Origin of the sequence: Rathayibacter caricis DSM 15933 (genome assembly GCF_003044275.1) — a bacterium.
Taxonomy (GTDB): Bacteria; Actinomycetota; Actinomycetes; order Actinomycetales; family Microbacteriaceae; genus Rathayibacter; species Rathayibacter caricis.
This window is the reverse complement of the sequence record NZ_PZPL01000001.1, coordinates 1,376,805-1,399,612: the sequence shown is the minus strand read 5'-3', so window position 1 is coordinate 1,399,612 and position 22,808 is coordinate 1,376,805. Positions and strand designations below refer to the sequence as shown.

Here is a 22,808-nt window from a genome sequence, read left to right as displayed (position 1 = left end):
TGTGGTTGGCGGGCCGAGCGCCGCTAACGCCGTCGCGATGAAAATGCACGCCCGGAGCCTGCCGGGAAAGAAGTCGTGCATTTTCTCGACCGAAAATGTATGCCGCACCTAGATCGCCCTGCTGGATGTGCACTTCTGAGCCATCCACGCCGACCGAGCGCAGGGCGTGTGGCACGATCTGGCTATGCCCGGATCACTCCACGCCCATGTCGTTGAAGGAACCCACCTGCGAGTGGATGTGGTTTCGGACCAGGGAGCGACGCTGACACTCTCCGGCGAGTTTCACGACCTCGAGCCGTCCGCAGACCGCGAGACCGAGCTCGCGAGCAATCCCGCCCTGCGCAGCAACATGTGGGCCTACGCGAAAACCTGGTTCGCGGCCCGCTCGGCCTCCAACGCCGAGGCTCTCGCCCTCTCCGACCCGGCAGAGCAGAAGGCCGCCCTCCGGCAGGTGGAGGAAGACCGCAAGACCGCGCAGAAGCAGGCCGACGTCTACGCGAAGACCGCGCAGTGGATCGCGGACGTCGCCGACGACGTCTCGCTCCTCGACGTCGAGCAGGCCTGGTGCTCCTCCTGCTTCTTCAAGACCGAGCATCGGAAGTCGAACCGGCCCGCCGGACAGCTCCCGGTCTACGTCTGTCAGGGCTGCGGGTCGCCCACGCTCCCGTGCCTGGCTTCCGGATGCAGCAACATGGCCGTGCGCGAACGGGGCGCGGTTCGAGTTCCCCAGTTCTGCGCCGAGCACCGACACGACATTCCCGGCTTCGAGAAGGCGCACGGCACCTTCGGCGAGCTCCACGACTACGAAGACTTCCTGAAGTACGAGAAGCCGGACCTCATGGCCACCTCGAAAATCGTGCTCGGCGGCGCCGCCCTCCTGACGGTCGCTGCCCCTGTCGCCCTTCTCGCAGCTCCCGCGATCGGCGGAGCTATCGGATCGCTCGGTGTGTTCGGCGGATTGTCCGGCGCCGCCGCCAGCTCGCACGGTCTCGCGCTGCTCGGCGGAGGGACTCTCGCCGCGGGCGGGCTCGGCATGGCCGGAGGAACGACCGTCGTCACCGCGGTCGGAGCTGCTGTCGGAGGAGTACTGGGCGCATCCGTCTCGAATGCCTACCTCCGTGAGGACAAGTCCTTCGGCATCGAGTTGCTCCGCCCGGGCAAGGGAGGGGTGCCGGTGATCGTGGCGAACGGCTTCCTCACCGAGGGCGCAGGTGAGAAGTGGGGCGGGTGGAAGGCGATCGTCGACGAGCGGTACCCCGACTCCCCGGTCTATCGGGTGAGGTGGGGATCGAAGGAGATCCGCGACCTCGGAGATCTTGTGACGGGCTCTGCAGGGAAGGCCGGAGGCGTGGCCGTGGCACGAGCCGCTGCAGCCCTCGCCACGAAGGCCGGTGCCAGGCTGCTCGGCAACGTCGTCGGGCCGGGCCTGATCGCAGCAGACCTGGCGAAGAACCCGTGGCACGTCGCTAAAAGCCGTGCAGACAAGACCGGGGTCATCCTCGGAGACCTGCTGGCTCGTACTGAGGCGGAGTCTTACGTACTCATCGGGCACAGCCTCGGAGCGCGCTTGATGGTGGTGGCCGCCGAAGCGATGGGCACGAAGCCCGGCGGACCGAGGATCGAGGCCGCTCACCTGCTCGGTGCCGCCATCGGAGCGAAGGGCGACTGGACCTCGCTGACCGCCGCCGTCGATGAGGGCGTTTACTGCTACCACTCGAGCAACGACAACGTGCTGAAGTTCGTCTACCGAGTCGCGCAGGCAGGAGAGACCGCCGCCGGGCTCACCGGCTTCACCCCGGTCTCGAGCAAGCTGCAGAACATCGACGTCTCAGATCTCGTAAAAAATCACTTTGAGTACGCGGAGAAGGTGCGGTTCGTACAGGGTCCTTGAAGGGACCACGTGCCAGAAGTCGGGCGCCATCAACCGACAGAACAGCTTCTATCTGTCATCAAGTCAACACAGCCACATGTACTTCCACCTGCTGCACTGCGTACCGCTGAACAACAATGCCACTCGCCACCTTTGGATGGAAAAGAGCAAGATTCACGCCATTACTCATGGAACTTCGATAGACCACCCCGTCGTACCCGCAGTGCTTGATGAACTCACAAAGGTGCTGGCTCGGAACGTACTCGAAGGGAGCACTTCTAGGCACGACGGGACGAGTAAGCTCGTCGCCGAGGCGCTCAAGAAAGGGGATATCAGCTAGTAGCTGAACGACTTGATCGTCTTCGAGTCCGAACGGCGAGATCCGCTCTCGCGGACCTCGCAAGTCCACAGCTTTCAACTCAGGAATAGTGAATTCAGCCACCCCTACCGCTTCGACTGCGTGCGGACGGACCTCGGAGACGGCAGTCTTCGGAGACGACCCGAGATATAGATACGGGATCCCTGCCGGGTTAGCTCGACCGTGCCCGGCATACCTCGGCGGTGGCGCGCCCATTTCCTCAAGTGCGTACGAGGTGCCGTCATTCAGGATGCGAGCCCGGTGCCAACGCGTGCTCAGCACGGAGGGGTCTTCGATGAGCAGGCTGAAGAGGTAACGCAACCGGTCGTAATCGATCTCTTTCCTCAGAAACCAGCGATTGCCGTGCATCATTTCGCCGCGCAGATCGTCCCACTTCGTAAGGCTCTGCGTGCCATAACCCGCCGGCGGTCCAAAATTCTTCCGCACAAGGTCACCGCTATCCAAAACATCAGCGAGAAGTTCTTTCGCATGCGCGTCGTCTTGCATCACAGGGTGAGTGAAAAGTGCCCAATCTTGCCGTAGGATCGTCGGCAGCGATTCGCCGTCGTCAACAATCTCATAGACGCCGACCACCACCTCGAAGGCTTCACGTAGATCCATCGGCCTGACGAGTAAGACTCCCGCGGTCCCGCAATATCCGCAGGTTCCAGTGCCTACAGACCGATCAAAAATGAAGTTGTCCCTCAGATTTGCGTCGCCGAAGCAGAAAGCGCAGCAAAATCGGTCAGGCATTTGCCCGGCCGCAGTGGTAGTCGGCAAGAGTTTCAAGATGGTGGCGGATAGAGAGCTTCTTCACGTAGCCGAGGCCAGGAAAGTGACCCGTCTCGTAAAGGTCGCGAAACTCCTGGATGGCGGAGGTGCTTAGCAGTTTTGAAGTTCCCGAATTGTATGCATCCATGAGCTTTCGCAGAGCTTGGAAGAACTTACCGGCCGGGTCCGTGGGGGTGTCATTTGAGTCCGACTTGAAGTGGTAAACAAACATTGCATCATCATTGTCTGGGTCAATAAAGGTTAAGTGGATTGCGACGGCGTAGGCAGGTCCACCACCTTCCGCGTAACGGTCACCCACGGTGAGAAAATCTCCGTATCCCTGCGCCCCAAATTCTCCATACGTTACATGCAAATCAGAGAAGAGATCAACTGCGTCGTAGTCAGCGTTCTTTCGCTGTACGAATCCGTCCTTGATGAGCACCCGCGTGCTGTTTTGGAAGTGACGTCGATAGAGAGTGCTGGCCTGGTCCTCAATAAAAATGTTAGTCGTCGCACGCACTTGCTCGCCCAACAGCAAGGCAAGCGCCTTCGGCTCGGTAAAACCCGCGTGAATGATGGCCTGCGGATGGATGGAATGGTGGTTTATCAGAGATTCGGCCGCGCCGATAGAGGTGTCACTGAGAAGAAGCGCGCCAGCTGCGACCGCGTCGTTGCCTCGATAGCCCTGTTCAAGGAAGGAACTAATGCTAGTTCCGTTAGCCTTCATATCACCGTGCCGAGGGTTTACGATGACGATGGCGCGAGCGCCAGCGTCTGACAGCGCCCGCAGCGCGCGTTCGAGGCCCGTCAGAGTTTCCCTCACCGGTTCGATGATGGGAACAAAGTTGGCGTCCGCAATTAGAGAAGCGCTCTCCCGGAGCGCGATGAGTTCAAATTGCTTACCTCGGAAGTACGGATAATACATCGGGATCAACTCCAAGCGAGTGCGGCGGAAACTGACAATTTCGTGGCGTCGCGGACTTTCCTTTCCGACACTCCGTTCATTTTGATAGTAAGCATGGCAGCGCGCAACGACATCGGGACGGTTCTAATAAAATCCTCCGCTGCGCTTTGGGAACGAGTGACCTTTAGCGTTTTTACCATCTGCGCGTGAACACCTGCCGGATCCAATGAATTGAACATGTCGCGGAGCGCACCACGCATTTGCGTGTTCGGCACCTTTGGGGGCGGGATGTCGAGGGACCGGAGCACACGGTTCGCTTCGTCGACACGCAGGAGATCAAGTACAGCAAGCGGATCGATGCGTGTCGCATCCACGACGGCAGGGCGTTGAACCTGTAGCGTGAATTTCTCCGACAACACCAGGACGCCGACCCATTCTGGAATTTGACGGAAGACCTGCTTCACATGAGAAGGGCTAGTTACTACGTTCACTGCGGCAAACACCTCACCGTAGGCGTTTACTTGTTTCGTCAGTCGCGCCAGCGAGTCTCGTTCGGACTTAATCTCATAGGCGGTGGCCGTTCCGTTGAGAACAACGACGTCGGCTTTACACACGCCGACGCGGGCTTCACTGAGCATAGAAGCCGTTCGGAGGTTGTGCTGCCCAAGCAGAATCTTCTGAGTGATGGCAGAGCGATAGATGTACTCGTCCCGATTCCCTAAACTACGCAGCAAAAGAAAGGCGTAATCAAAGACGTCACCAACGGTGGCATCACTCGGCATCTCCGCAGCCAGGCGTGACTGCGCCAGGAGCCGCCCAAAGAGTGCTGAGCGTCCACTGCGGCCCAATTCGCGCATAACGGTCGCAGAGAACATGCGGGTGAGGGCGCCCAGTTCGGTCTTACCAGGATTCACTGTCACCCACTCCATCCGAGTCGACCTGATCTTCGGTCTAGCCAGGGGCCAACTCTACCCGGACCTCGGCACCTGAGACGTAGCGCCGCTCCCTTTACAAAAGGGCCGTCGCGATCCGTGGTCGACGAGCCACGTGACGCTGTTAGGCGGTAGTCGCCGAGCGATTTGCTTAACCACGCTCCGCCGATAGGGCGCCTGCCCCATCACGCTGCCCTCCTTTCCCGCCGGTCCCGGCTCGCCTCTGGAGATGGCCCGCCCCTCTTGGCCGGTTCGGACCGCTAGCGGATGACCGACAACATCCGCGCGCTCGTCGATGAGGCGATCGCCTAGGCGGTCGCATCGGGCTGCGTCACGCGCACCGAACTCGGCACCTCCACGGCCATCTGATCGCGTCAAATTCCCCGCGAAGGTCCGTTCCCGCCCACGAGAACGGAGCCTTTCGGGCGGCTTGATCTGTTGCGGGCCCAAGCCCTGCCCGCCGACACTCCGACCACGCGCAGGAGCGACCTCGCGACGGTCGCGATTTCGCGTCAGTACCCTGCTTTTCTCCGCCAAACGTCGAAGAGGGTGCCCCCCGTCACAGCGCGCTCGTCCACGCGCCGCGCCGCCCCGATCCGCGCAGCGGCGCGGAAGTAACCGACGCGATCACACACCGCATCGCAGATCCTGGGAACTCTGTGAGCGCCGGATGACCGCCTCCTGACTCCACCCCGAGATGGGGCACACGCACCCCTCCCCCGCGTGCCTTCTTAGGGGGACAAGGCCCCACTTGCCGCGACCGTATCTTCGTATCCGCTCAGCCCGGACAGTCCGGTGAGCGCTCCGGAGGGTCCCGATCATGGCGGCAGTGCGCGCATCTCGACGCCGCCTCATCGACCCCGCCAACCGCGCATCCCGCCGCCCCACCGCCCTCACCCTCGTCCTCGCGCTCCTCGCCGCCGTCCTCGTCATCGGCCCCACCGCAGCAGAACGAGCCGACGCCGCCACCCTCCTCGTGCAGGAGTCCTTCGGCGGCACGAGCGTCCCCGACTCCGCGTGGCAGATGCTCGACAGCGCGTGCCTGACCAAGGCGACCACCGCCCCTCCGGCCGGCGCCTCGAACCTCGGCGTCTGCACAAACCGCACGGCCTCGCCGGCGACCACTGCCGACCTCGGCTTCCTCCAGCTCACCGACAACCGCACCAACAGCAAGGGCGGCGCGGTGCTCAACCGGGCGATCCCGGCGACCGGCGGCATCGACGTGCTGTTCGACCAGTACCAGTACTCCACCGCGCTGGGGCTCAACGGCGCCGACGGCATCGGCTTCTTCCTCACCGACGGGTCGCGCAACCTCACGGCGGCGGGCGCGCCCGGCGGATCGCTCGGCTACGGCCAGTCGACGACGGTCGACGGGGTGAACGGCGGGTACCTGGGCATCGGGCTCGACGCCTACGGCAACTTCTCGAACGCGTCGGGCGGGCTCGGCGCGGGCTGCCCCGCGACTCCGGCGGCTCCCGGCCTGGTCGGCAACCGCATCGTCGCGCGCGGGCCCGGGCAGGCGAAGTTGAACTACTGCTACATCGCCGGAGTCGCGCCTCCCGCCCTCGGATCCGTCCGCACCGCGATCAGCCTCAACGCGACCAACCCGCCCACCTCCTACGGCCGCACCATCCGCGTCACCGTCTCGCCCGCCGCGTTCCCGGTCGTCACGGTCTTCTACGGCGCCTCGGCAGGCATGACCGCCGCGCAGCTCACCCAGGTCATGCAGTTCACGATGGCCACCGCCGCTCCGTCCACCTACAAGCTCGGCTTCACGGCCTCGACCGGCGGCTCCAGCGACACCCACCTCGTCCGCAACGTCACGGTCTCGACGGTGAACGACCTTGGCGCGCTCAACCTGGTCAAGCAGATCGACCGCACCACCGCGCAGCCCGCGAGCTACGCCGAGGGCCAGACGATCCCGTACCAGTTCGTCGTCACCAACACGTCGCTCGCCAGCATCACGAACATCGCGGTCAGCGACCCGAAGATCCCGGTCGTGAGCTGCCCGGTGACCACGCTCGCCTCGCTCGCCTCCGTCACCTGCACCGGCAGCAAGGTCGTCACGGCAGCGGAGGCGGTCGCCGGCTCCCTCGTCAACACCGCGACCGCGACGGGTCGCTCCGGCACCACCACCATCACGAGCAACACCTCCGCCGTCACCGCCCCCATCACCACCCCCGCCCCCGTGATCACGCTCGCCAAGACCGGCGTGCTCGCCGACACCAACGGCAACACCCGGGCCGACGTCGGCGAGACGGTCACCTACTCCTTCGTCGCCCGCAACACCGGCAACGTGACGCTGACCGGAGTCGCGGTCACCGACCCGAAGGTCGCCGGCATCACGCCGACCACCGCGCAGATCGCGCCGGGCGGGCAGGCGACCTTCACCTCGGCCCCGTACACGGTGACGCAGGCCGACATCAACGCGAACACGGCGCTGACCAACACGGCGACGGTCAGCGGGCGGACGCTCGCGGCGACTCCGGCGACCGTGACGGCCACCAGCACCGCCACCACGCCCATCCGCTACGCCCCCGGCCTCACCCTCACCAAGGACGGCACTCTCACCGGCACCGCCGTCGTCGGCGCGCGGATCGACTACTCCTTCACCCTGACCAACTCCGGCAACGTGCCGCTCACGGCCGTCAGCATCGCCGACCCGCGGGCGACGGTGACCTACGGCGCCTGGCCGGGCACCGCGAACACTCTCGGAGTCGCGCAAACGGTCACCGCGACGGCGAGCTACGCGATCACGCAGGCCGACATCGACGCGGGCAGCGTGCTCAACACCGCGACCGCGACGGGCACGCCGACGAGCGGAGCGGCCGTCACCTCGACCGCCTCCAAGACCGTCGTGCTCACCCGCACCAGCGACCTCGCCTTCACCAAGACGGCGAACCCGGCGTTCATCAGCGCGGCCGGCACCGTCATCACCTACACGTTCCGCGCTACGAACACCGGCAACACGACCCTCACGAGCGTCGCGATCAGCGACCCGAAGGCCGGGCTCTCGACGATCACCCCGACCTGGCCGGGCACCGCCGGCCGCCTCACTCCGGGCCAGATCGTCACCGCCACCGCCACCTACACGACCACCGCGGCCGACGTGACGGCCGGCACGATCGCGAACACGGCGACCGTCACCGCGACTCCGCCCACGGGCGCGGCCTTCACCCGTACCGCCACCGTGGCGATCACGGTCGTGCCCGACCCGGTCGCCGACTCCGTGACCGTGGTGCAGGGCGGCTCGGTCGTGATCGACGTGCTGGCGAACGACGGGGCGGTCGCCACCGGCGCCACGTTCTCGCGGGCGCAGCTCTCGACGACTCCCAAGAGCATCGGAGGCGCGGCGTCGCCCGCGCCCGCCACTCCCGTGCAGGGGTCGGTCACCTGCGTCGACACCGGAGCGACGCGTGGCCAGTGCACCTACCGGCCCATCGCCGCGTACGTCGGCACCGACGTCTTCGACTACGCGCTGCAGAGCACCTACGGCACCTGGAACGTGCGCGTCACGGTGACGGTCACCGCGGTGAACCACGCGCCCGTCGCCCGCGCCGACCGGGCGGTCGCGATCACCGGAGGCGCGCCCGTCGCGATCTCGCCGCTCGCCAACGACACCGACGAGGACCCGGGCACGACGCTCGTCTTCACCGCGCAGACCCCCGCCCGCGGCACGCTCTCGTGCACCACGACCTGCACCTACACGCCGCCCGGCGGCGGCTTCACCGGCCCGGTCGTGATCGCGTACACGGCGAGCGACGGCGCACTCACCGCGGCGTCCACGATCACCGTGTCCGTCGATCCGCAGCCCCTCACCCGCCGCGGCTTCACCGACACCGAGGTGACCAGCGGAGCCGTGAGCCTGGGCACGTGGACGCGCTCGGCCGTCGTCGCGACCCCCGTCGCGAGCTGCACGGCGAACCGGCCCACCGTGCTCGTCTCGTGGGCGGCCGTGCCGGGCACGACCGGCTGGACGCTCGAGCGCCGCACGTCCGGCACGACGCCCGGGCCGTGGACCGTCATCGCGACTCCCACCGCCTCCGCCACGTCGTTCACCGACGACCGGGTCGGCGAGGGCCGCGGCTACCAGTGGCGGATCCGCCCCGACCTGCAGCGCTGGCTCGGCGTCGCGTCGCCCGCCTCGACCGCCGTGACCACTCCGGCCGTCGTCTCGGCGAGGGGCTGCTGATGCCCGCTCGCCCCCTGAAGCTTCCCTCTGCGCAGTCCTGCGAAAGGGAGACCACGCCCGCACCGGGCACTGACCAGAGAGGAACGGTCGCCATGACCTCCGCAGCACCCCGACCCACCCGCACGACCCCGTGGAAGAAGATCGCCCTCACCGGAGGTGTCCTGCTCGCCGCGGGAGCGCTCGCCGGCGCCGGCGCCTTCGCCGTGTTCACCGACTCCGACACCGCCGAGACGACCGTCGACGCGGGTCAGCTCGACATCGTCGCCACCGGCGACTGGGTGATCGAGGACATCGCCCCCGGCGACACGGTGCAGCGCCCGCTGCTGATCGAGCTGCCGAACGCGACCAACGACGGAAACCTCGTCGAGTCCGTCCGCTTCTACCAGGAGGTCACGGCCCAGACCCTCGGCACCGACGACCCGGCGCTGGCCGGGCTCGGCGAGTCGCTCGTCACCGGAGCCGACGGCCTCGACTACCGCCTGCTCACCTGCTCGGTCGCGTGGACGACCTCGACCGCGCCGACCGGCCCGTACACCTGCGGCGGCGACACCACCGTGACCTCCCAGGGCAAGCTGTCGACCATCGGCGGCCTCGCGAACGCGATCGACTTCGGCCCGGCCGACTTCGGTCTGACCCCGACCACCGAGGGCACCTTCCCGTCCGACACCGGAACCGGCGCGACCCTGAACTCGCTCGTCGAGCTCGTGCTGCCCACGGCCGCCGACAACGACTACGAGAACGCCGCGGCGACCATCCAGTACACCGCCGCTGCGATCCAGCGCGACGGCATCCAGAAGTAGCACCCCGTCCGCGCCCGGCCCCCGTGGTCGGGCGCGGACCCCTTCCACTTACTCCCGGAGTCACCATGCACCCCGCCCGCGCGCTCGGCGCCGTCCTCGCGACGGTCCTGCTCGCGCCCGCGGCGATCCTCCTCGCGCCCGCGGCGAGCGCCGAGCAGCGCGACGTCCTCGACGTGCGCGAGCGCTCCTCCTCGACGCTCGCCCTCGCCGACCTGGCACCCGGCGACTCGTCGGAGTGGGCCGCCGAGGTGACCAACACCGACTCGGTCGGCCACGCGCTCACCGTCGGCTTCGACTCCGAGGGGCCCCTGCTCACCGCCGCGGACGGGCTCCGCCTCACCGTCGACCTCTGCGACGCCCCCTTCGACTCCACTCCGCTGGACACTCCCGAGGGCCGCACCGTCGAGCGCTTCACCTGCGCCTCGGGCGACGTGCCGCTCGGATCCGGACCCGCCGCCGGGCTCGGCCGGCTCGAGACCGCCCGCCCGATCGCCGAGGGCGCGACCGTCGGCGTCCGGGTGCGCGTGGCGTTCCCGGAGTCGGCGGGGAACGCGCTCGAGAACGCGGACGGGTCGCTCCGGGTCGTGTTCTCGGTGGCGGGGGCGGCGGAGCCGGGCGGGCCTGGGGTCGGGGGTCCTGGTGCCGGGGGTCCCGGCGCAGACGGTCCCGGCGCCGACGGTCCCGGCGCTGACTCCGGAGTCGCCGCCCCCGGCTCCCCCACGCGCCCCGATGGCCTCGCCGTCACCGGACGCGACCTCGGCGCCGCGCTGCTCGGAGCGCTCGTCGCCCTCGCGGCCGGACTCGTGCTCGCCCGCCGCCGCCGGGAGGACCCCGCGTGATCCGCCGTCTCCTCCGCGCCCTCGCCGGTGTGCTCGTCACCCTGCTCGCGGTCGCAGGCGTCGCCGCGTTCGCCCTGTCGGCGCTCGGAGTGGTCCGCGTGGTGCCCGTGCTCTCGAACTCGATGGCGCCCGGCATGCCCGTCGGGTCCCTCGCCGTCACCCTCCCCGCCGCGCAGGCCGAGATCCGCGCCGGCGACGTGATCGTGTTCACCGACCCGACCGCGTCCTCGCGCCGGGTCATCCACCGGGTGACCCTCGTCTACTCCGAGGCGGACGCCGCGCAGCTGCGCGACCGCGAGCCCGGCCAGCTCGCCCTGACCACGAAGGGCGACAACAACGCCTCCGCCGACCCGTGGATCCTGACCATCGGCGACTCCCGCGTCTGGCGCGAGGAGGCCGTCGTGCCGCTGCTGGGCTGGCCGGCCCTCGCGCTGACGACCCCGGAGGCGCGCTTCGCCCTGTTCGCGGGCGGCGGCGCGCTCGTGGTCGCCGCGGTGCTGCTCGTCATCTGGCGTCGACCCGCGGGCGGGACGGGTGCTGCGGAGGAGGGTGCTGCGGAGGCAGATCTCGCGCAGACGGATACCTCGCAGGTGATCGTCGACGACGCCGGAGCCGCAGAGCCGAGCGCCCCGGACGCGGTCGCTGCCCGCGCGAGCGCCGTCCGCACCCGCTCCGGGGCCGCCTCGTGACCCGCGCCGCGCACCGCGCCGCGCGCCTCCGCCCCCCGCGCCGCCACCGCACCCTGCTCGCCGCCGGGCTCGCGACCGCTCTCGTCCTCGCCGGGACCGCCACCGCCACCGCCCTGTTCACCTCGCGCGACTCCGTTCAGGCCCGCACGAGCTCGGGAGTCGTCACCCTCTCGTTCACCGCGACCACCGCCACCGCCGTCCCGGTCGCCGTCACCGGACTCGTGCCCGGAGGCACCGCCCGCCGCCTCGTCGACCTCACGAACGCCGGCTCCGTCGCCGTCTCGGCCCTGCAGCTCGAATCAGCGGCGCCCGTCGTCGGCGCGAGCCCCTCCGACGGCCTGCAGATCGCCCTGGACCGCTGCTCCCAGCCCTGGTCCTCCGACGGCGCGACCTGCGGCGGCACGATCACCGCCGTCTCCCCGGACCGTCCCGCCACCGCCCGGATCGACCTGCCCGCCTCCCCCGCCCTCGCGAACGGAGTGACGGATCACCTCCGCCTGACCCTGCGGCTCCCCGAGTCGGCCCCCTCCGCCGCCCAGGGCACCACCGGCTCGATCACCCTCACCGCCGTCGGCGTCCAGCGCCCCGGCCGCCACGTCTGACCCGCGTCCCGTCCCGCCCTTCCGCAGAAGTTGCGGTAACCGCGCGCCCCTCCCGCAACTACTGGAGAAGCACTGCACAGCCCTAGCCCCAGCACCTCGGCCGCCTCCGCCCTTCCGCAGAAGTTGCGGTGACCGCGCGCGGTTCCCGCAACTACTGAGGAACCACCGCAACGAGACAGCACCCGCCTCCCGCAGCCCCCCCTCACGCCTGCGCCGGCGTCAGCGTCGACACCGCCTCGTGGAACGTGCCCACCCCCGCGGCCACGCCCTCGAGACTCAGCACCGTCCAGGTCGGCCCCGTCCGTACCAGCACGCCCAGCTCCTGCGCCGGCCGCGTGCGGGTGCGCGGCAGCTCCAGCACGAACACCCCGGGTCGCGCCTCGCGGACCTCGGGGCTGCGTCGATCGGGCAGTCTCACGCCGCCCTCCTCCCGTCCTCCGAGAGCAGCGTCAGCGGTAGACGCTCCACTCCTTCTTGACCACGTGCTTCTCCTCGCCGTTCACCGAGACGATCCACTCGCCGTCCCGCTTCGCGATCACGCGCCCGCGCAGGTACTGCGGCTCCCAGCCGTCCGCCCGCGGAACCCACTTCACGAAGCGCGCGAACCGCCCCGGCGCCACATCGTCCCTCGACATCGTCGACTCCCCTCGTCGCACCCGGGGGCCGCCGCGCTCCGAGTCGGTCGCGCGGTTCCTCCGGGATGCTCTGGACACTAAGTCGGGCTTCTCGGCTCTGTGGAGGGCGTTGACTCCGCCGCCCGTCTCTGGCAGTGCGCGCGGCCGAACGGACCACCCCGCCGCACCGTCCCGGTAGCGACCGCGACCGACGGACCGGGAGCGAAGTCGTCGCACTCCCGGCTTCCCCTGCCCGCCGACCCGTCCGTAGATTCGAGGCATGTCCTCCTCCGATCGCGAAGCCCGCCTCGCCGACGTGTTCGTCGCGCTCGCCGACGCTCTGCGCCCCGAGCACGACGTCATCGACACGATGGACACGCTCGTCGACGCCGCGACCCGCTTCACCGCAGCGGTCGACGCCGGCATCGTCCTGGCCGACGGCGAGGGCGCCCTGCACGTCATGGCCTCCACGAGCGAGCGCGCCGCCGAGATCGAGGAGGAGCAGCTCGGCGCCCACGAGGGCCCCTGCCTCGAGGCGTTCCACGGCGGGGCCGTCGTCGAGCTCGCCGACCTGCAGCAGTCCGAGCGCTGGCCCGACTTCACCCGCACCGCGCTCGACCGCGGCTTCCGGGCCGTGCACGCGACTCCGCTGCGCCACCGCGACCGCACCCTCGGCGCGATCAACGTCTTCGCGACCGAGCCCGGCCCCTTCAGCGACAACGACGTGGCCGTCCTGCAGGCCCTCGCCGACGTCGCCACCCTCGGCATCGTCTTCAGCGAGACCCTGCGCGAGCAGAACGACCTCACCGCGCAGCTGCAGCACGCGCTCGACTCCCGCGTCGTCATCGAGCAGGCCAAGGGCGTGCTCGCCGAGCGGCAGAACATCAGCATCGACCACGCGTTCACGCTGCTCCGGAGTCACGCCCGCCGCACCGGCGCGCGGCTGCGCGACGTGGCGAACGGAGTGGTCGCCACCACCGGCACCCTCTGATCCCGCAGCGAGGGAGCCTCCGCCGGACCGAGCCGCGACCGGCACGCTGCGCCTCCCCCTCGCGCGACCCGGCCGGGCGCAACCCCACCGACGCATCCCGGGCGGGGGCGTAACGTGGCTCCCGCATCCCGGACCACGATGCACAGCCGACAGGCCTCAGAGGGTTGGGGAAACGCATGGACACGGCACGCACGGACGGACCACGAGCGCGGCGCGGGGCGGCGCCATGGGCTTCCTGACACTCGACTCCCTGCCGTCCCTGCAGGTGGACGACGCCACTCTCACGCGTCTCGAGTACGCGACGGCGATCCTTCGCCGCGACGGAGGCTCCGGCCTGTTCGTCTGGGTCGCCGAGGGAACCCCGCTCTCGGTCGCCACGATCGCGCTGTCGGAGGCGACTCCGATGGTGATCGAGTACGACTCGGCCGAGCCGGACGAGCCGGACATCGCGTCGGTGACGCGACTGCTCGTGCGGGCGCGCGGGGCCACGGGCGAGTGGATCATCGGCCGGCTGGCCGACCGGGTGCACTGACCCGCGAACCTCCACGATCGCCGAGCGTCGAACGTTCGGTGATCGTCGCGCCTCCGTCGACCTGGGCCGCTCCTCAGACCGTCGGGATCGCCGCCGTGTGCACCGCGTGCTCCGGCTCGGGCGAGATCCGCAGCCCCTGGGCGCTGTACGAGTCCATCAGCAGCCGCCGCACCCACTCCGGGTTGATCGACGGGGCGCGCCCGCCGAAGTACTTGAAGCGCAGCGGGATCGCCGGATGCAGCCACAGCGAGGTGCGACCGTCCCCGGCCGCTCCGGCGTCGCGCCACGAGAAGTAGAACGACTCGCCCTTGCCGAACTTCGTGCCGATCACGATCTGCAGATGCGCGAGCAGGCGATCGTCGAAATCGGCCTCCGTCGTCGAGTCGTAGATCATCCTGCCCATGGTGAACCCCTGTCGCCGTCGCGATCCCCGCCGGACCGCTGCTCGGGCGGTGTCGTGAACCCTCGCATCTTCGACGCTACTCAGGGACCCCCGGGGCGCAACCCCGTGGACAGACCGGACCCGTGCCGTCGCACCCGTCGATCCGCGCCGCTCGTGCTCGACCCCTGGTGCGCCGTCCCGTCAAGCCCCGAGCCCCGCGACCCCGGATGTTCATCCCGCACCTTCAGGATCTTGCGCACTCACCCCGGTCCGCCGGTCGTGGACCGGATCCGCCCGTCGGCGATCCCGCGGGAGGTGCCGACCGGCAGCCGTCCCGCCCGTTCGCGGTCCTGCTTCCCCGGGGCCGCCCTCTGCGGCTGGAGCCCCCGATGGACCACCCCCTCAGCAGCGCGACGATCGGCCTGCTCTCGACCTTCCCGCCCACGCGCTGCGGGCTCGCGACCTTCTCGCAGTCCCTGGCGACCGCCCTCGTCGAGTCGCACGGCGCGTCGATCCGCACCGTCCGGGTGATGGACGAGCTGGCGGTGCCCGGATCCGCTGCTCCCGGCCGCGGGCAGGAGGTGGTCGCCGAGCTCGTCGCCGGCGACCCCTGCAGCATCGCCGCCGCGGCCCGTGCGCTCAGCCGCAGCGAGGTCGTGGTGATCCAGCACGAGTACGGCATCTACGGCGGGCCGGACGGGTCCGAGGTGATCGAGGTCCTGGAGCAGCTGACCGTCCCCGCGATCGTGGTGCTGCACACGGTCCTCGAGACGCCGAGCCCGACGCAGCGGCTCGTGCTCGAGAGGGTCGCGGCGCTCGCCGACGCCGTCGTCGTGATGACCGCGGTCGCCGCCGAGATCCTCGAGCGCTGCTACGACGTCGATCCGCACCGCGTCGGCGTCATCGCCCACGGGGTGCCGGTGTGGAGCGGCGCGACGGCCGCGAGCAGCCGCCCGGAGCGACCGCGGATCATCACGTGGGGTCTGATCGGCCCGGGCAAGGGCATCGAGTGGGGCATCCGCGCCATCGCCGAGCTGCGCGCCGCAGGAGTCCCCGCGAGCTACACCGTCCACGGGCAGACCCATCCGAAGGTGCTGGCCTCGCACGGGGAGGCCTACCGCGAGTCCCTCGCCGAGCTCGTCACCGAGCTCGGGCTCGAGGACGACGTCCTGCTCGACGGCCGCTACCTCGATCCGGGTGAGCTCGCCGCCGCGGTCGCCGAGGCCGACGCGGTCCTGCTCCCCTACGACTCGCGCAACCAGGTCACGTCCGGCGTGCTGGTCGAGGCGCTCTCGGCCGGCAAGCCCGTGGTCGCGACCGCGTTCCCGCACGCCCTCGAGCTTCTCGGTGGCCCCCAGGGCCGGGCCGTCGCGCACCAGGATCCGGAGGCGATGGCACGGGCGCTCGACGAGGTGCTCGCCGCGACAGGCGGCGCCGCTCCGATCGCCCCCACCGCCCTCTCCTGGCCGGACGCCGCCGGCCGCTACCTCGACCTGATCCGCCGCCTCCGCGTGGAGCGCGCCGCGTGACCGGCCCGCGCGCCGCTCCGCTGCCGTACGCGCACCTCGACGCACTGACGGACGAGCGGGGCCTCTTCGAGCACGCGCTCCTCGACGTCCCGCGGAGGGAGCACGGCTACTGCGTCGACGACGTGTCCCGCGCGCTGATCGTCGTGGTGCAGGAGCCGGAGCAGTCCTTCCTCACCCGGCGGCTGACGGAGCAGTACCTGCGCTTCCTCGAGCACGCGGCGGACGAGGACGGAGCAGTCCACAACCGCATGAACGCGGGCGGCGTGCTCGTCGACGACGCCTCCGTCGGCGACTGGTGGGGGCGGAGCGTCTGGGCGGCCGGCATCGCGGCGGCACGCGCCGAGCTGCCCCTGACCCGGCGGCGGGCGATGCGGCTCTTCCTCCGGCTCGCCGAGCAGCGCTCGCCCGACCTGCGCGCGATGACCTTCGCGGTGCTCGGAGCTGCGGAGGTCGTCGAGGTGCGCCCGCACTCCGCCGCCGCCGCTCTGCTCCTCGTCGACGCCGCTCCGATGCTGCTCCGGGGATCCGATCCCGAGTGGCCGTGGCCCGAGCCGCGGCTGCGCTACGCCAACGGCTGCATCCCCGAGGCGCTCCTCGCGGCCGGCGCGGCCCTCGACGACCCGACGCTGCTCGAGCGGGGCTTCGCGTCGCTCGCGTTCCTCCTCGAGACGGAGTCGCGCGACGGTCACCTCTCGGTCGCGGGCACCGAGGGCCGCGGGCCCTTGGATCGCGGCGCCCTCTTCGACCAGCAACCGATCGAGGTCGCCGCGCTGGCCGCAGCGTGCGCCCGCGCGCTGACCCTCGAGGAGGACCCGCTCTGGCGCGTCGGCCTCGCCTCCTGCTGGGCCTGGTTCCTCGGCGACAACGACTCCGCGACCGTCATGCTCGACCCCTCGACCGGCGCCGGTTTCGACGGCCTCGAGCCGACCGGGCGCAACGAGAACCGCGGAGCCGAGTCGACCGTCGCCGCCCTGCACACCTCGCTCGTGGTGCGCCGCGCAGCCCTGCTGCCGACCCGCGCGGGCGGCCCGCTCGCTCCGGTGACGCGGCTCGAGGCGGGCTGAGCGCGCGCACGACCGGACGGCGCGAACCGCCGACGTGCGGACGGCGCACCGGATCGCGCGCGCCGGGCCCCCGGACCGCGGGTCAGCCGGCGGAGCCGATCCGCGCGTCCTCCTCGAAGTCGGCCTCCTGGAACTCGGCGACCTCGCTCAGCCACCGCTCCTGCACGAAGGCCACGTGCTCCGGATGCGCGTCGTACGCCGCGAACGCGGCCCGGTCGGCGAACACCATCGAGAACTGCCACGCGAGGCCGTTCTTCGGGCTGACCTGCCGGTTCACGGTGAAATCCTGCACCCCGGGGATCCCCGTCAGGATCCGGCGAGCGCTGGCGAGGAACTCCTCCTCCTCGGGCGAGCCCGCCGCGTGCACCAGCGAGAACGCGACGGTGTGCTGGATCGAGGCGCCCGGAGCGATCTCCTCCGACACCTGCCGGCGGGCCTCGTCGATGGTCGCCATCACCGAGACGATCTCGTGGTGCGGGTGCACGGGCGATTCGACGAGCCCCTGCGCCACGTACGACGCGAAGGCCGTGGCCTGGTGCGCGAGCCCGTCGTGCAGCTCCGGGTGCGAGTCGTCGATCCACGTGGCGGACTCGTCCGCCCCGAGCCCTCCGAGGGTCAGGGTGAGCCCGCTCGGGCCGAAGAACGGGCTGTGCACGAGGAGCCGCCCCGCCGATCCGACGACGAGGGCCTCGACCGGCAGCGACGCCTCAAGGGACGTCGACAGCAGCGCCCGCGCGCCCGACTCCGCCTCGAGGAGCAGGTCGGCGCTCGCGTCGACTCCGGTCTCCTGGTTGATCGAGCCGGATGCGGTGACGGAGGAGGGGGCGCCGAGCACCGAGGACGCGAACGAGATCGGGTACACCCCGGCGTCCAGCAGCGCGCCGCCGCCGAGCTCGCGGTTCCAGAGCCGGTGCTCCGGGAGGAACGGCATCAGGAACCCGAAGTCGGCGCGCACGAGGCGCAGCTCGCCCAGCACCCCGCTGTCGAGCACCTGGCGGATCACGTCGGCCTGCGGGAGGTAGCGCGTCCACATCGCCTCCATCACGAGCACGCCCGCCGCCCGTCCGGCGTCGGTGATCTGCTCGGCCTCCCGCGCCGACATCGCGATCGGCTTCTCGATCAGCACGTGCTTGCCGGCCGCGATCGCGGCGAGCGCCTGGTCGCGGTGCAGCGGGTGCGGAGTGGCGACGTAGACGACGTCGACCTCCGGATCCGCGAGCAGCGCCTCGACCGAGTCGTGCACCGTCGGGATCCCGTGCTCCTGCGCGAACGCACGCGTCTTCTCGGCGTCGCGCGCGGTCACGGCGACGGCGCGCTGGGTCGTGTGCGCGTGGATCGCGTGCACGAAGCGGGCCGCGATGCCGGTGCCGATCACTCCCCAGCGCAGTTCCGGCACGGAGCCGGGGTCGATCGGTCGCGGAGCGGGGAGCGTCACGGTCATGGGTCGCCTTCTCGTGGGGATCGCCTCGGTGCGATCGGTCGTCCGGGCGACGCTAGCACCCGTTCCCGCAGTTTCGTGAGAGCGCTCTAGCGGGTCCCGAAGACGGATCCACGCGGCTCGGGCACCGCGATCTAGCGGGTCCCGAACACGGATCCGCGGGGCTCGGGCACCGCGATCACGAGCGTCCGCGACTGCGCGCGCCAGCCGCACTCCGGCCCCTCGGGCTCGCCGAGCAGCCGCCACGACAGCGGCTGCTCCCGCTCGATCAGCACCTCGCCCGAGCGGTCCGCGAGCGTGACCGTCGCCTCGTCCGGCGGCTCCGTGCCCACCTCGAACACCCAGCCGCCGTCCTCGTCCCGCGCGAGGGGGTAGGTGGGCGCCCCGTCCGGAGTGATCGCCTCGGGCCGCGAGCACACGTCGCCCGAGCACAGCCGCACGTCCGCGACGGAGCCGCTCCCCGGCCCCTCGACGCTCACGGTCAGCGTTGTACTCCACCCCCGGCACCCCTCGGCCGGCGCGCACCCCGCGAGCACCACGGCCGCGACGAGGACCGCTCCCCCCGCTGCCGCTCGCCGCCTCCGCACGCGCTCATCCTCTCGACCCCGCGGCGCGCCGTCCAGCGGCAGGGGCGGCCCGGCTCGGCGTCTCCGCGCCTCACCTCCGTGCCGGCGCTGCTCCCGCACCCGACGGTGGGCCCGACCACCGTGCAACGGCCGTACGCTACGGGCAGCGCAGCGCCCCCTCACCCCCACTCGATCCGATCGAACACCGCCCGCAGCGCAGCCCCGCGCCCCGGATTCACCGCCGCCACCCACGCGATCCGCCCCAGCAGATGCGCCCGGAAGTCCCCCACCCCCGCGCGGTTCTGCCCCGCCGGCCCGTGCACCGCGCAGTTGTGCAGGATCGCATGCAACCGGTCCACGTCGGCCCGCCGCACGTTCGGCCGCACGTTCACCACCACTCCGGTCACGCTCTGCCGCACCGACGCCCGCCGGATCCGCGTCTTCCGCGGATTCACCGCGTACCCCGCGTCCTCCACCACCCGCTGCGCCCCGCGCGCGAACGCCTCGGCCCGCCGCGCGAAGCTCTCGTCGCCGCTGAACGCGAGGTCGTCGGCGTACCGGGTGTAGCGCGCGCCGGCGGCCTCGGCGTACCCGGTGAGCCGCGCGTCCAGGCGCCGCAGCGCCAGGTTCGCGAGCGCCGGCGACGTCGGCGCGCCCTGCGGCAGGTGCGGCAGCGTCAGCGCCCGCCGCAGCCCCGCGCGCTCCTCCGGGGACCCGCCCTCGGGCAGCCGCCGCAGCACCGCGACCGGCACCGCGTGGGTGCAGAGCCCCGTCAGCGTGTACGCGACCGCCTCCGGAAGCCCCTCCCGGCGGAGCAGCCCGAACACCCGAGGCGCCGTCACCTGCGCGAAGAACCGCTGCAGATCCAGCGTCACCACGACCGCGCTGCCGACGTGCTCCGCCGCCCCGGTGATCGCGCTCCGACCGGGCACGAATCCGTGCGCGGCGGGATGCACCGGCGCCAGGCCCACGATCTCGTCCAGCGCCGAGCGCTGCACCGCGCGCAGCCGACCGCGCGGCACCTCGAGCAGGCGCGCGACGCGTCCCGGCCGCTCCCGCCAGACGTGGTCGTAGTGCTGCAGCCGCCCCTCCGGTGCCCGGCGGTTCCAGGACCCCGAGTCGGCGAGCCCGTCCAGGGCGTCGACGCTCAGCCCGAGCAGCGCGGCGAGATCGGCGATCCCGTCGATCCTCGGCACCGGCGACGAGGATTCGGCCGCACTCGCGGCGACCGGCGCGAGGTGCGCGACGACGGGTTGCGCCTTGTCCGGCAGCAGCGCCGCGATGCAGCGCCCGAGCTCGCGCGGAGCGTCGACCGGCGGATGCGGGAACGCGACGAGCACCCGCGTGACGAGCGGTCCGAGCCAGCGCCGACGGGCGCCGAGGGAGTCGGCCGCCGCGGCGCGCAGGGCGTCGTGCGTCCACTCCGCCCCGAGGAACGCGTGCACGAGCGCCTCGACGAGCGCGTCCCGACCCCGCATGCGAACCCCCCGCACCAGCCTAGGCTGGGCGGCACCGCTCCCTCCGGGCGAGGCGGACGATGCACGAGCTGCACCGTCCTCTCCGGGGTCACCCCGGGGCACGTGGATCGACCAGGCACCGCACCGCAGGCACCCGCCCGCGCTCCGCGCGGCTCAGCGCCCGCACTTCCCGACAGGTCGCCCGGAGGGAGCGGCCCGCTGTTCACCCGGGTGCCGCCTCACGCCCTTGCGCCGCGCGCTCCCGCCCCGCAGGCTGGCGGCATGACGAACGAGCACAGCCCCTCCTCGGGCGCCGGAGCCGGTGAGATCACCGGTCTGGTCGTCATCGCGGTCGCCGCCCTCGCCCTCCTGGCCTCGGCGTTCGCCGTCGGCGCGGGGATCGAGGTCGCCTTCCTCGGCGCGCTCGCCGCCTTCGCCGTCGGGATCGCGGGCTTCGGGATCCACCTCGCGAGCCGCGAGGCCCGGTTCCGCCGCGACAACCGCTGACCGCCGCCTCTCGCGGCAGAACGTCAGCCCGGAGTGACCCCTGACGGTTGACAGCCGACATCCCCCTCCCTCGGCTCAGGTTCTGCGACCCGCCACCACCCCGCCGACGCTGCACTCACCCTCAGGTGGGCCCACCCCCCGGTCGGGTCGCCCCAGCTGTGGGGGGGGAAGAAGCCCTGATCGCGCGCGGGATCGTGACATCGGTGAACCGTTCGGATACATTCGCCCGTATAGAGCACCCGAGACCCCGGTGCCGTCCTCCCCTGGACGTGCGGAGCGGAGAGGACGAGCGATGGACGAGTGGCGGCCCCACCTCCCGACCGACGACGACTGGTCGCCCCGGTTCTCGGGCTCGGTCGAGTCGGTGCCCGCCGAGACCCTCGACGCGGCGGTGCGGATCCTGCACCTGCTCCCCGAGGTCGAGCAGCTGACCCTCGAGACGGCGGAGGGCCCCGTGTCCGTCGAGCGCCGCTCCAGTGCCGCGGCCTGGCGGGCCGCCGACTCCGTCGCCCTCGCCCTGCTCGCCTCCTCCGGCACCGTCACCGGCATCAGCGCCCGCTCGTTCGACCGCCGCGACGGAGTGCGCCGCGCGACTCCCGACGATCCGTTCCTCACCCGCGACGGCGGTCGCGCCGCCGCGGTCCGCGCCTCCGAGGAGCGCGGCGAGATCTCCGCCGCGGAGGCGGAGCGGCGCCACCGGGAGCACCTCGACGGCGTCGACCGCGAGGACCCGCTCGAGACCCTCTGGGACGGTCCGCCCCTCCGCTGACATCAGCGACATGTGCAAGACTGTTCATATGAACAGGCATTCAGGAGCGGCCTGACCGTGGGCGCCGGGCACTCCCACGTCCCCGCGGCGAGCGGATCAGCAGCGAGCGGATCCGCAGCCGCGCGCCACCGCGGCCCCCTCCTCGCGGCCTTCGTCCTCACCGCCGCGTTCATGGTCGTCGAGTTCGTCGTCGGCGTCCGCACCGGCTCCCTCGCCCTGCTCTCGGACGCCGCGCACATGGGCACCGACGTGATCGCCCTGGGCATGTCCCTCGCCGCGATCTCGCTCGCCGCCCGCCCGGCCGCCCGCGGCCGCACCTACGGCTCCTACCGCCTCGAGGTCCTCGCCGCGCTGGCCAACGGGCTCCTCCTCTTCGGCGTCGCGGCCTTCGTGATCGTCGAGGCCGTGCGCCGCTTCGCCGAGCCGCCCGCAGTCCCCGGGCAGCCTCTTCTCCTCACGGCGATCGTCGGACTCCTGGTCAACCTGGTGAGCCTGCGCCTGCTCTCGGCCGGCGCGAAGGAGAGCATCACCCTCCGCGGAGCCTCGCTCGAAGTGCTCGGCGACGCGCTCGGCTCGGTCGGAGTGATCGTGGCCGCGATCGTGCTGCTCACGACCGGCTGGGCCTGGGCGGATCCGGTGGTCGGCGTGCTGATCGGGCTGCTGATCCTGCCGCGCACCTGGTCGCTGACCCGGCAGGCGCTGGGCATCCTGATGGAGTCGGCGCCGGCGCACCTCGACGTCGACGCGATCGAGCGCGACGTCCGCGCCGTGCCCGGAGTGCTCGCGCTACACGACCTGCACGTCTGGACCATCACGTCCGGCATGGAGAGCGCAAGCGGCCACATCGTGGTCGCTCCCGACGCCGACTACCGCGAGGTGCTCAGCGCGGTGCTCGCCGTTCTGCGGGAGGATCACGGAGTCGCCCACGCGACGATCCAGTGCGAGCCGGAGGAGTTCCCGGAGCAGGCGCATGCGATCTGAGCCCGGGGCGACCCGACCCGA

At 70.9% G+C, this 22,808-nt stretch carries 22 protein-coding genes; 13 read left to right on the top strand and 9 right to left on the bottom strand.

Going from position 1 to position 22,808, the window contains the following annotated elements; all coding sequences use genetic code 11:
- Positions 1-184 precede the first annotated feature (184 nt).
- Entirely contained in the window at positions 185-1,891 is a 1,707-nt protein-coding gene (locus C1I63_RS06460; RefSeq protein WP_107574217.1) for a DUF726 domain-containing protein, read from the top strand.
- A gap of 58 nt (positions 1,892-1,949) precedes the next feature.
- Here the strand turns inward: C1I63_RS06460 and C1I63_RS06455 are convergent, their stop codons facing one another.
- From C1I63_RS06455 to C1I63_RS06445, 3 genes are all read right to left on the bottom strand, one after another.
- On the bottom strand, positions 1,950-2,849 hold the full coding sequence (locus C1I63_RS06455; RefSeq protein ID WP_244906991.1) for an RES family NAD+ phosphorylase: 900 nt from the start codon (positions 2,847-2,849) through the stop codon (positions 1,950-1,952).
- Between the two features lie 124 nt (positions 2,850-2,973).
- On the bottom strand, positions 2,974-3,924 hold the full coding sequence (locus C1I63_RS06450; protein WP_107574215.1) for a sce7725 family protein: 951 nt from the start codon (positions 3,922-3,924) through the stop codon (positions 2,974-2,976).
- A gap of 5 nt (positions 3,925-3,929) precedes the next feature.
- Complete coding sequence (locus tag C1I63_RS06445) at positions 3,930-4,823, bottom strand: sce7726 family protein (RefSeq protein WP_170116329.1); 894 nt, start codon at positions 4,821-4,823, stop codon at positions 3,930-3,932.
- 832 nt (positions 4,824-5,655) lie between these two features.
- Here C1I63_RS06445 and C1I63_RS06440 point away from each other — a divergent pair.
- The 5 genes from C1I63_RS06440 (at position 5,656) to C1I63_RS06420 (ending at position 11,957) form a co-directional block, all read left to right on the top strand.
- Positions 5,656-9,027 carry a DUF7507 domain-containing protein gene (locus C1I63_RS06440; protein ID WP_107574214.1) on the top strand — a complete coding sequence of 1,124 codons (3,372 nt, stop codon included), beginning with the start codon at positions 5,656-5,658 and terminating at the stop codon, positions 9,025-9,027.
- A 92-nt stretch (positions 9,028-9,119) separates the two neighbouring features.
- Complete coding sequence (locus C1I63_RS06435) at positions 9,120-9,827, top strand: TasA family protein (RefSeq protein ID WP_107574213.1); 708 nt, start codon at positions 9,120-9,122, stop codon at positions 9,825-9,827.
- A gap of 65 nt (positions 9,828-9,892) precedes the next feature.
- On the top strand, positions 9,893-10,666 hold the full coding sequence (locus C1I63_RS06430) for a hypothetical protein (RefSeq protein ID WP_107574212.1): 774 nt from the start codon (positions 9,893-9,895) through the stop codon (positions 10,664-10,666).
- Positions 10,663-11,355 carry a signal peptidase I gene (locus C1I63_RS06425; RefSeq protein ID WP_107574211.1) on the top strand — a complete coding sequence of 231 codons (693 nt, stop codon included), beginning with the start codon at positions 10,663-10,665 and terminating at the stop codon, positions 11,353-11,355. The genes C1I63_RS06430 and C1I63_RS06425 overlap by 4 nt, the downstream gene beginning before the upstream one ends.
- Positions 11,352-11,957, top strand: a complete 606-nt coding sequence (locus tag C1I63_RS06420; RefSeq protein ID WP_107574210.1) for a peptidase — start codon at positions 11,352-11,354, stop codon at positions 11,955-11,957. Before C1I63_RS06425 ends, C1I63_RS06420 begins: the two co-directional genes overlap by 4 nt.
- A 202-nt stretch (positions 11,958-12,159) precedes the next feature.
- Here the strand turns inward: C1I63_RS06420 and C1I63_RS06415 are convergent, their stop codons facing one another.
- Positions 12,160-12,375 carry a hypothetical protein gene (locus C1I63_RS06415; RefSeq protein WP_107574209.1) on the bottom strand — a complete coding sequence of 72 codons (216 nt, stop codon included), beginning with the start codon at positions 12,373-12,375 and terminating at the stop codon, positions 12,160-12,162.
- A 31-nt stretch (positions 12,376-12,406) separates the two neighbouring features.
- A complete protein-coding gene (locus tag C1I63_RS19370; RefSeq protein WP_146168385.1) occupies positions 12,407-12,592 on the bottom strand; it encodes a hypothetical protein in 186 nt (61 codons plus the stop codon).
- A gap of 259 nt (positions 12,593-12,851) precedes the next feature.
- Between C1I63_RS19370 and C1I63_RS06410 the strand changes: the two genes are divergently transcribed.
- Together C1I63_RS06410 and C1I63_RS06405 are read left to right on the top strand one after the other, a co-directional pair.
- Positions 12,852-13,562 carry a GAF and ANTAR domain-containing protein gene (locus C1I63_RS06410; RefSeq protein WP_107574208.1) on the top strand — a complete coding sequence of 237 codons (711 nt, stop codon included), beginning with the start codon at positions 12,852-12,854 and terminating at the stop codon, positions 13,560-13,562.
- 226 nt (positions 13,563-13,788) lie between these two features.
- Positions 13,789-14,094: a hypothetical protein gene (locus tag C1I63_RS06405; protein ID WP_107574207.1), complete on the top strand. Its 306-nt coding sequence runs from the start codon at positions 13,789-13,791 to the stop codon at positions 14,092-14,094.
- A gap of 73 nt (positions 14,095-14,167) precedes the next feature.
- Here the strand turns inward: C1I63_RS06405 and C1I63_RS06400 are convergent, their stop codons facing one another.
- A complete protein-coding gene (locus tag C1I63_RS06400; protein ID WP_107574206.1) occupies positions 14,168-14,497 on the bottom strand; it encodes a DUF7882 family protein in 330 nt (109 codons plus the stop codon).
- Between the two features lie 368 nt (positions 14,498-14,865).
- Between C1I63_RS06400 and C1I63_RS06395 the strand changes: the two genes are divergently transcribed.
- Complete coding sequence (locus C1I63_RS06395) at positions 14,866-16,005, top strand: glycosyltransferase (protein ID WP_107574205.1); 1,140 nt, start codon at positions 14,866-14,868, stop codon at positions 16,003-16,005.
- The gene (locus C1I63_RS06390) at positions 16,002-17,069 is read left to right on the top strand and encodes a glycosyltransferase (RefSeq protein WP_107574204.1); all 1,068 of its coding nucleotides are present in this window, start codon (positions 16,002-16,004) and stop codon (positions 17,067-17,069) included. The genes C1I63_RS06395 and C1I63_RS06390 overlap by 4 nt, the downstream gene beginning before the upstream one ends.
- A gap of 82 nt (positions 17,070-17,151) precedes the next feature.
- On the opposite strand, the gene C1I63_RS06385 is transcribed toward C1I63_RS06390, so the two are convergent.
- The 3 genes from C1I63_RS06385 to C1I63_RS06375 form a co-directional block, all read right to left on the bottom strand.
- Positions 17,152-18,510 (bottom strand): Gfo/Idh/MocA family oxidoreductase, encoded by a 1,359-nt coding sequence (locus tag C1I63_RS06385; RefSeq protein WP_211315582.1) that lies wholly within the window; start codon positions 18,508-18,510, stop codon positions 17,152-17,154.
- Positions 18,511-18,641: 131 nt separating this feature from the next.
- Positions 18,642-18,986, bottom strand: a complete 345-nt coding sequence (locus C1I63_RS06380; protein ID WP_107574203.1) for a hypothetical protein — start codon at positions 18,984-18,986, stop codon at positions 18,642-18,644.
- A gap of 266 nt (positions 18,987-19,252) precedes the next feature.
- Complete coding sequence (locus tag C1I63_RS06375) at positions 19,253-20,551, bottom strand: reverse transcriptase family protein (RefSeq protein ID WP_107574202.1); 1,299 nt, start codon at positions 20,549-20,551, stop codon at positions 19,253-19,255.
- A gap of 261 nt (positions 20,552-20,812) precedes the next feature.
- On the opposite strand from C1I63_RS06375, the gene C1I63_RS06370 reads away from it, so the two are divergent.
- The 3 genes from C1I63_RS06370 to C1I63_RS06360 all read left to right on the top strand — a co-directional run bounded on the left by C1I63_RS06370 (position 20,813) and on the right by C1I63_RS06360 (position 22,787).
- Positions 20,813-21,037: a hypothetical protein gene (locus C1I63_RS06370; RefSeq protein WP_107574201.1), complete on the top strand. Its 225-nt coding sequence runs from the start codon at positions 20,813-20,815 to the stop codon at positions 21,035-21,037.
- Between the two features lie 292 nt (positions 21,038-21,329).
- A complete protein-coding gene (locus tag C1I63_RS06365; protein ID WP_107574200.1) occupies positions 21,330-21,806 on the top strand; it encodes a hypothetical protein in 477 nt (158 codons plus the stop codon).
- Between the two features lie 57 nt (positions 21,807-21,863).
- Positions 21,864-22,787, top strand: coding sequence for a cation diffusion facilitator family transporter (locus C1I63_RS06360; protein ID WP_107574199.1), 924 nt, complete (start codon positions 21,864-21,866; stop codon positions 22,785-22,787).
- The last annotated feature ends 21 nt before the right edge of the window (positions 22,788-22,808 follow it).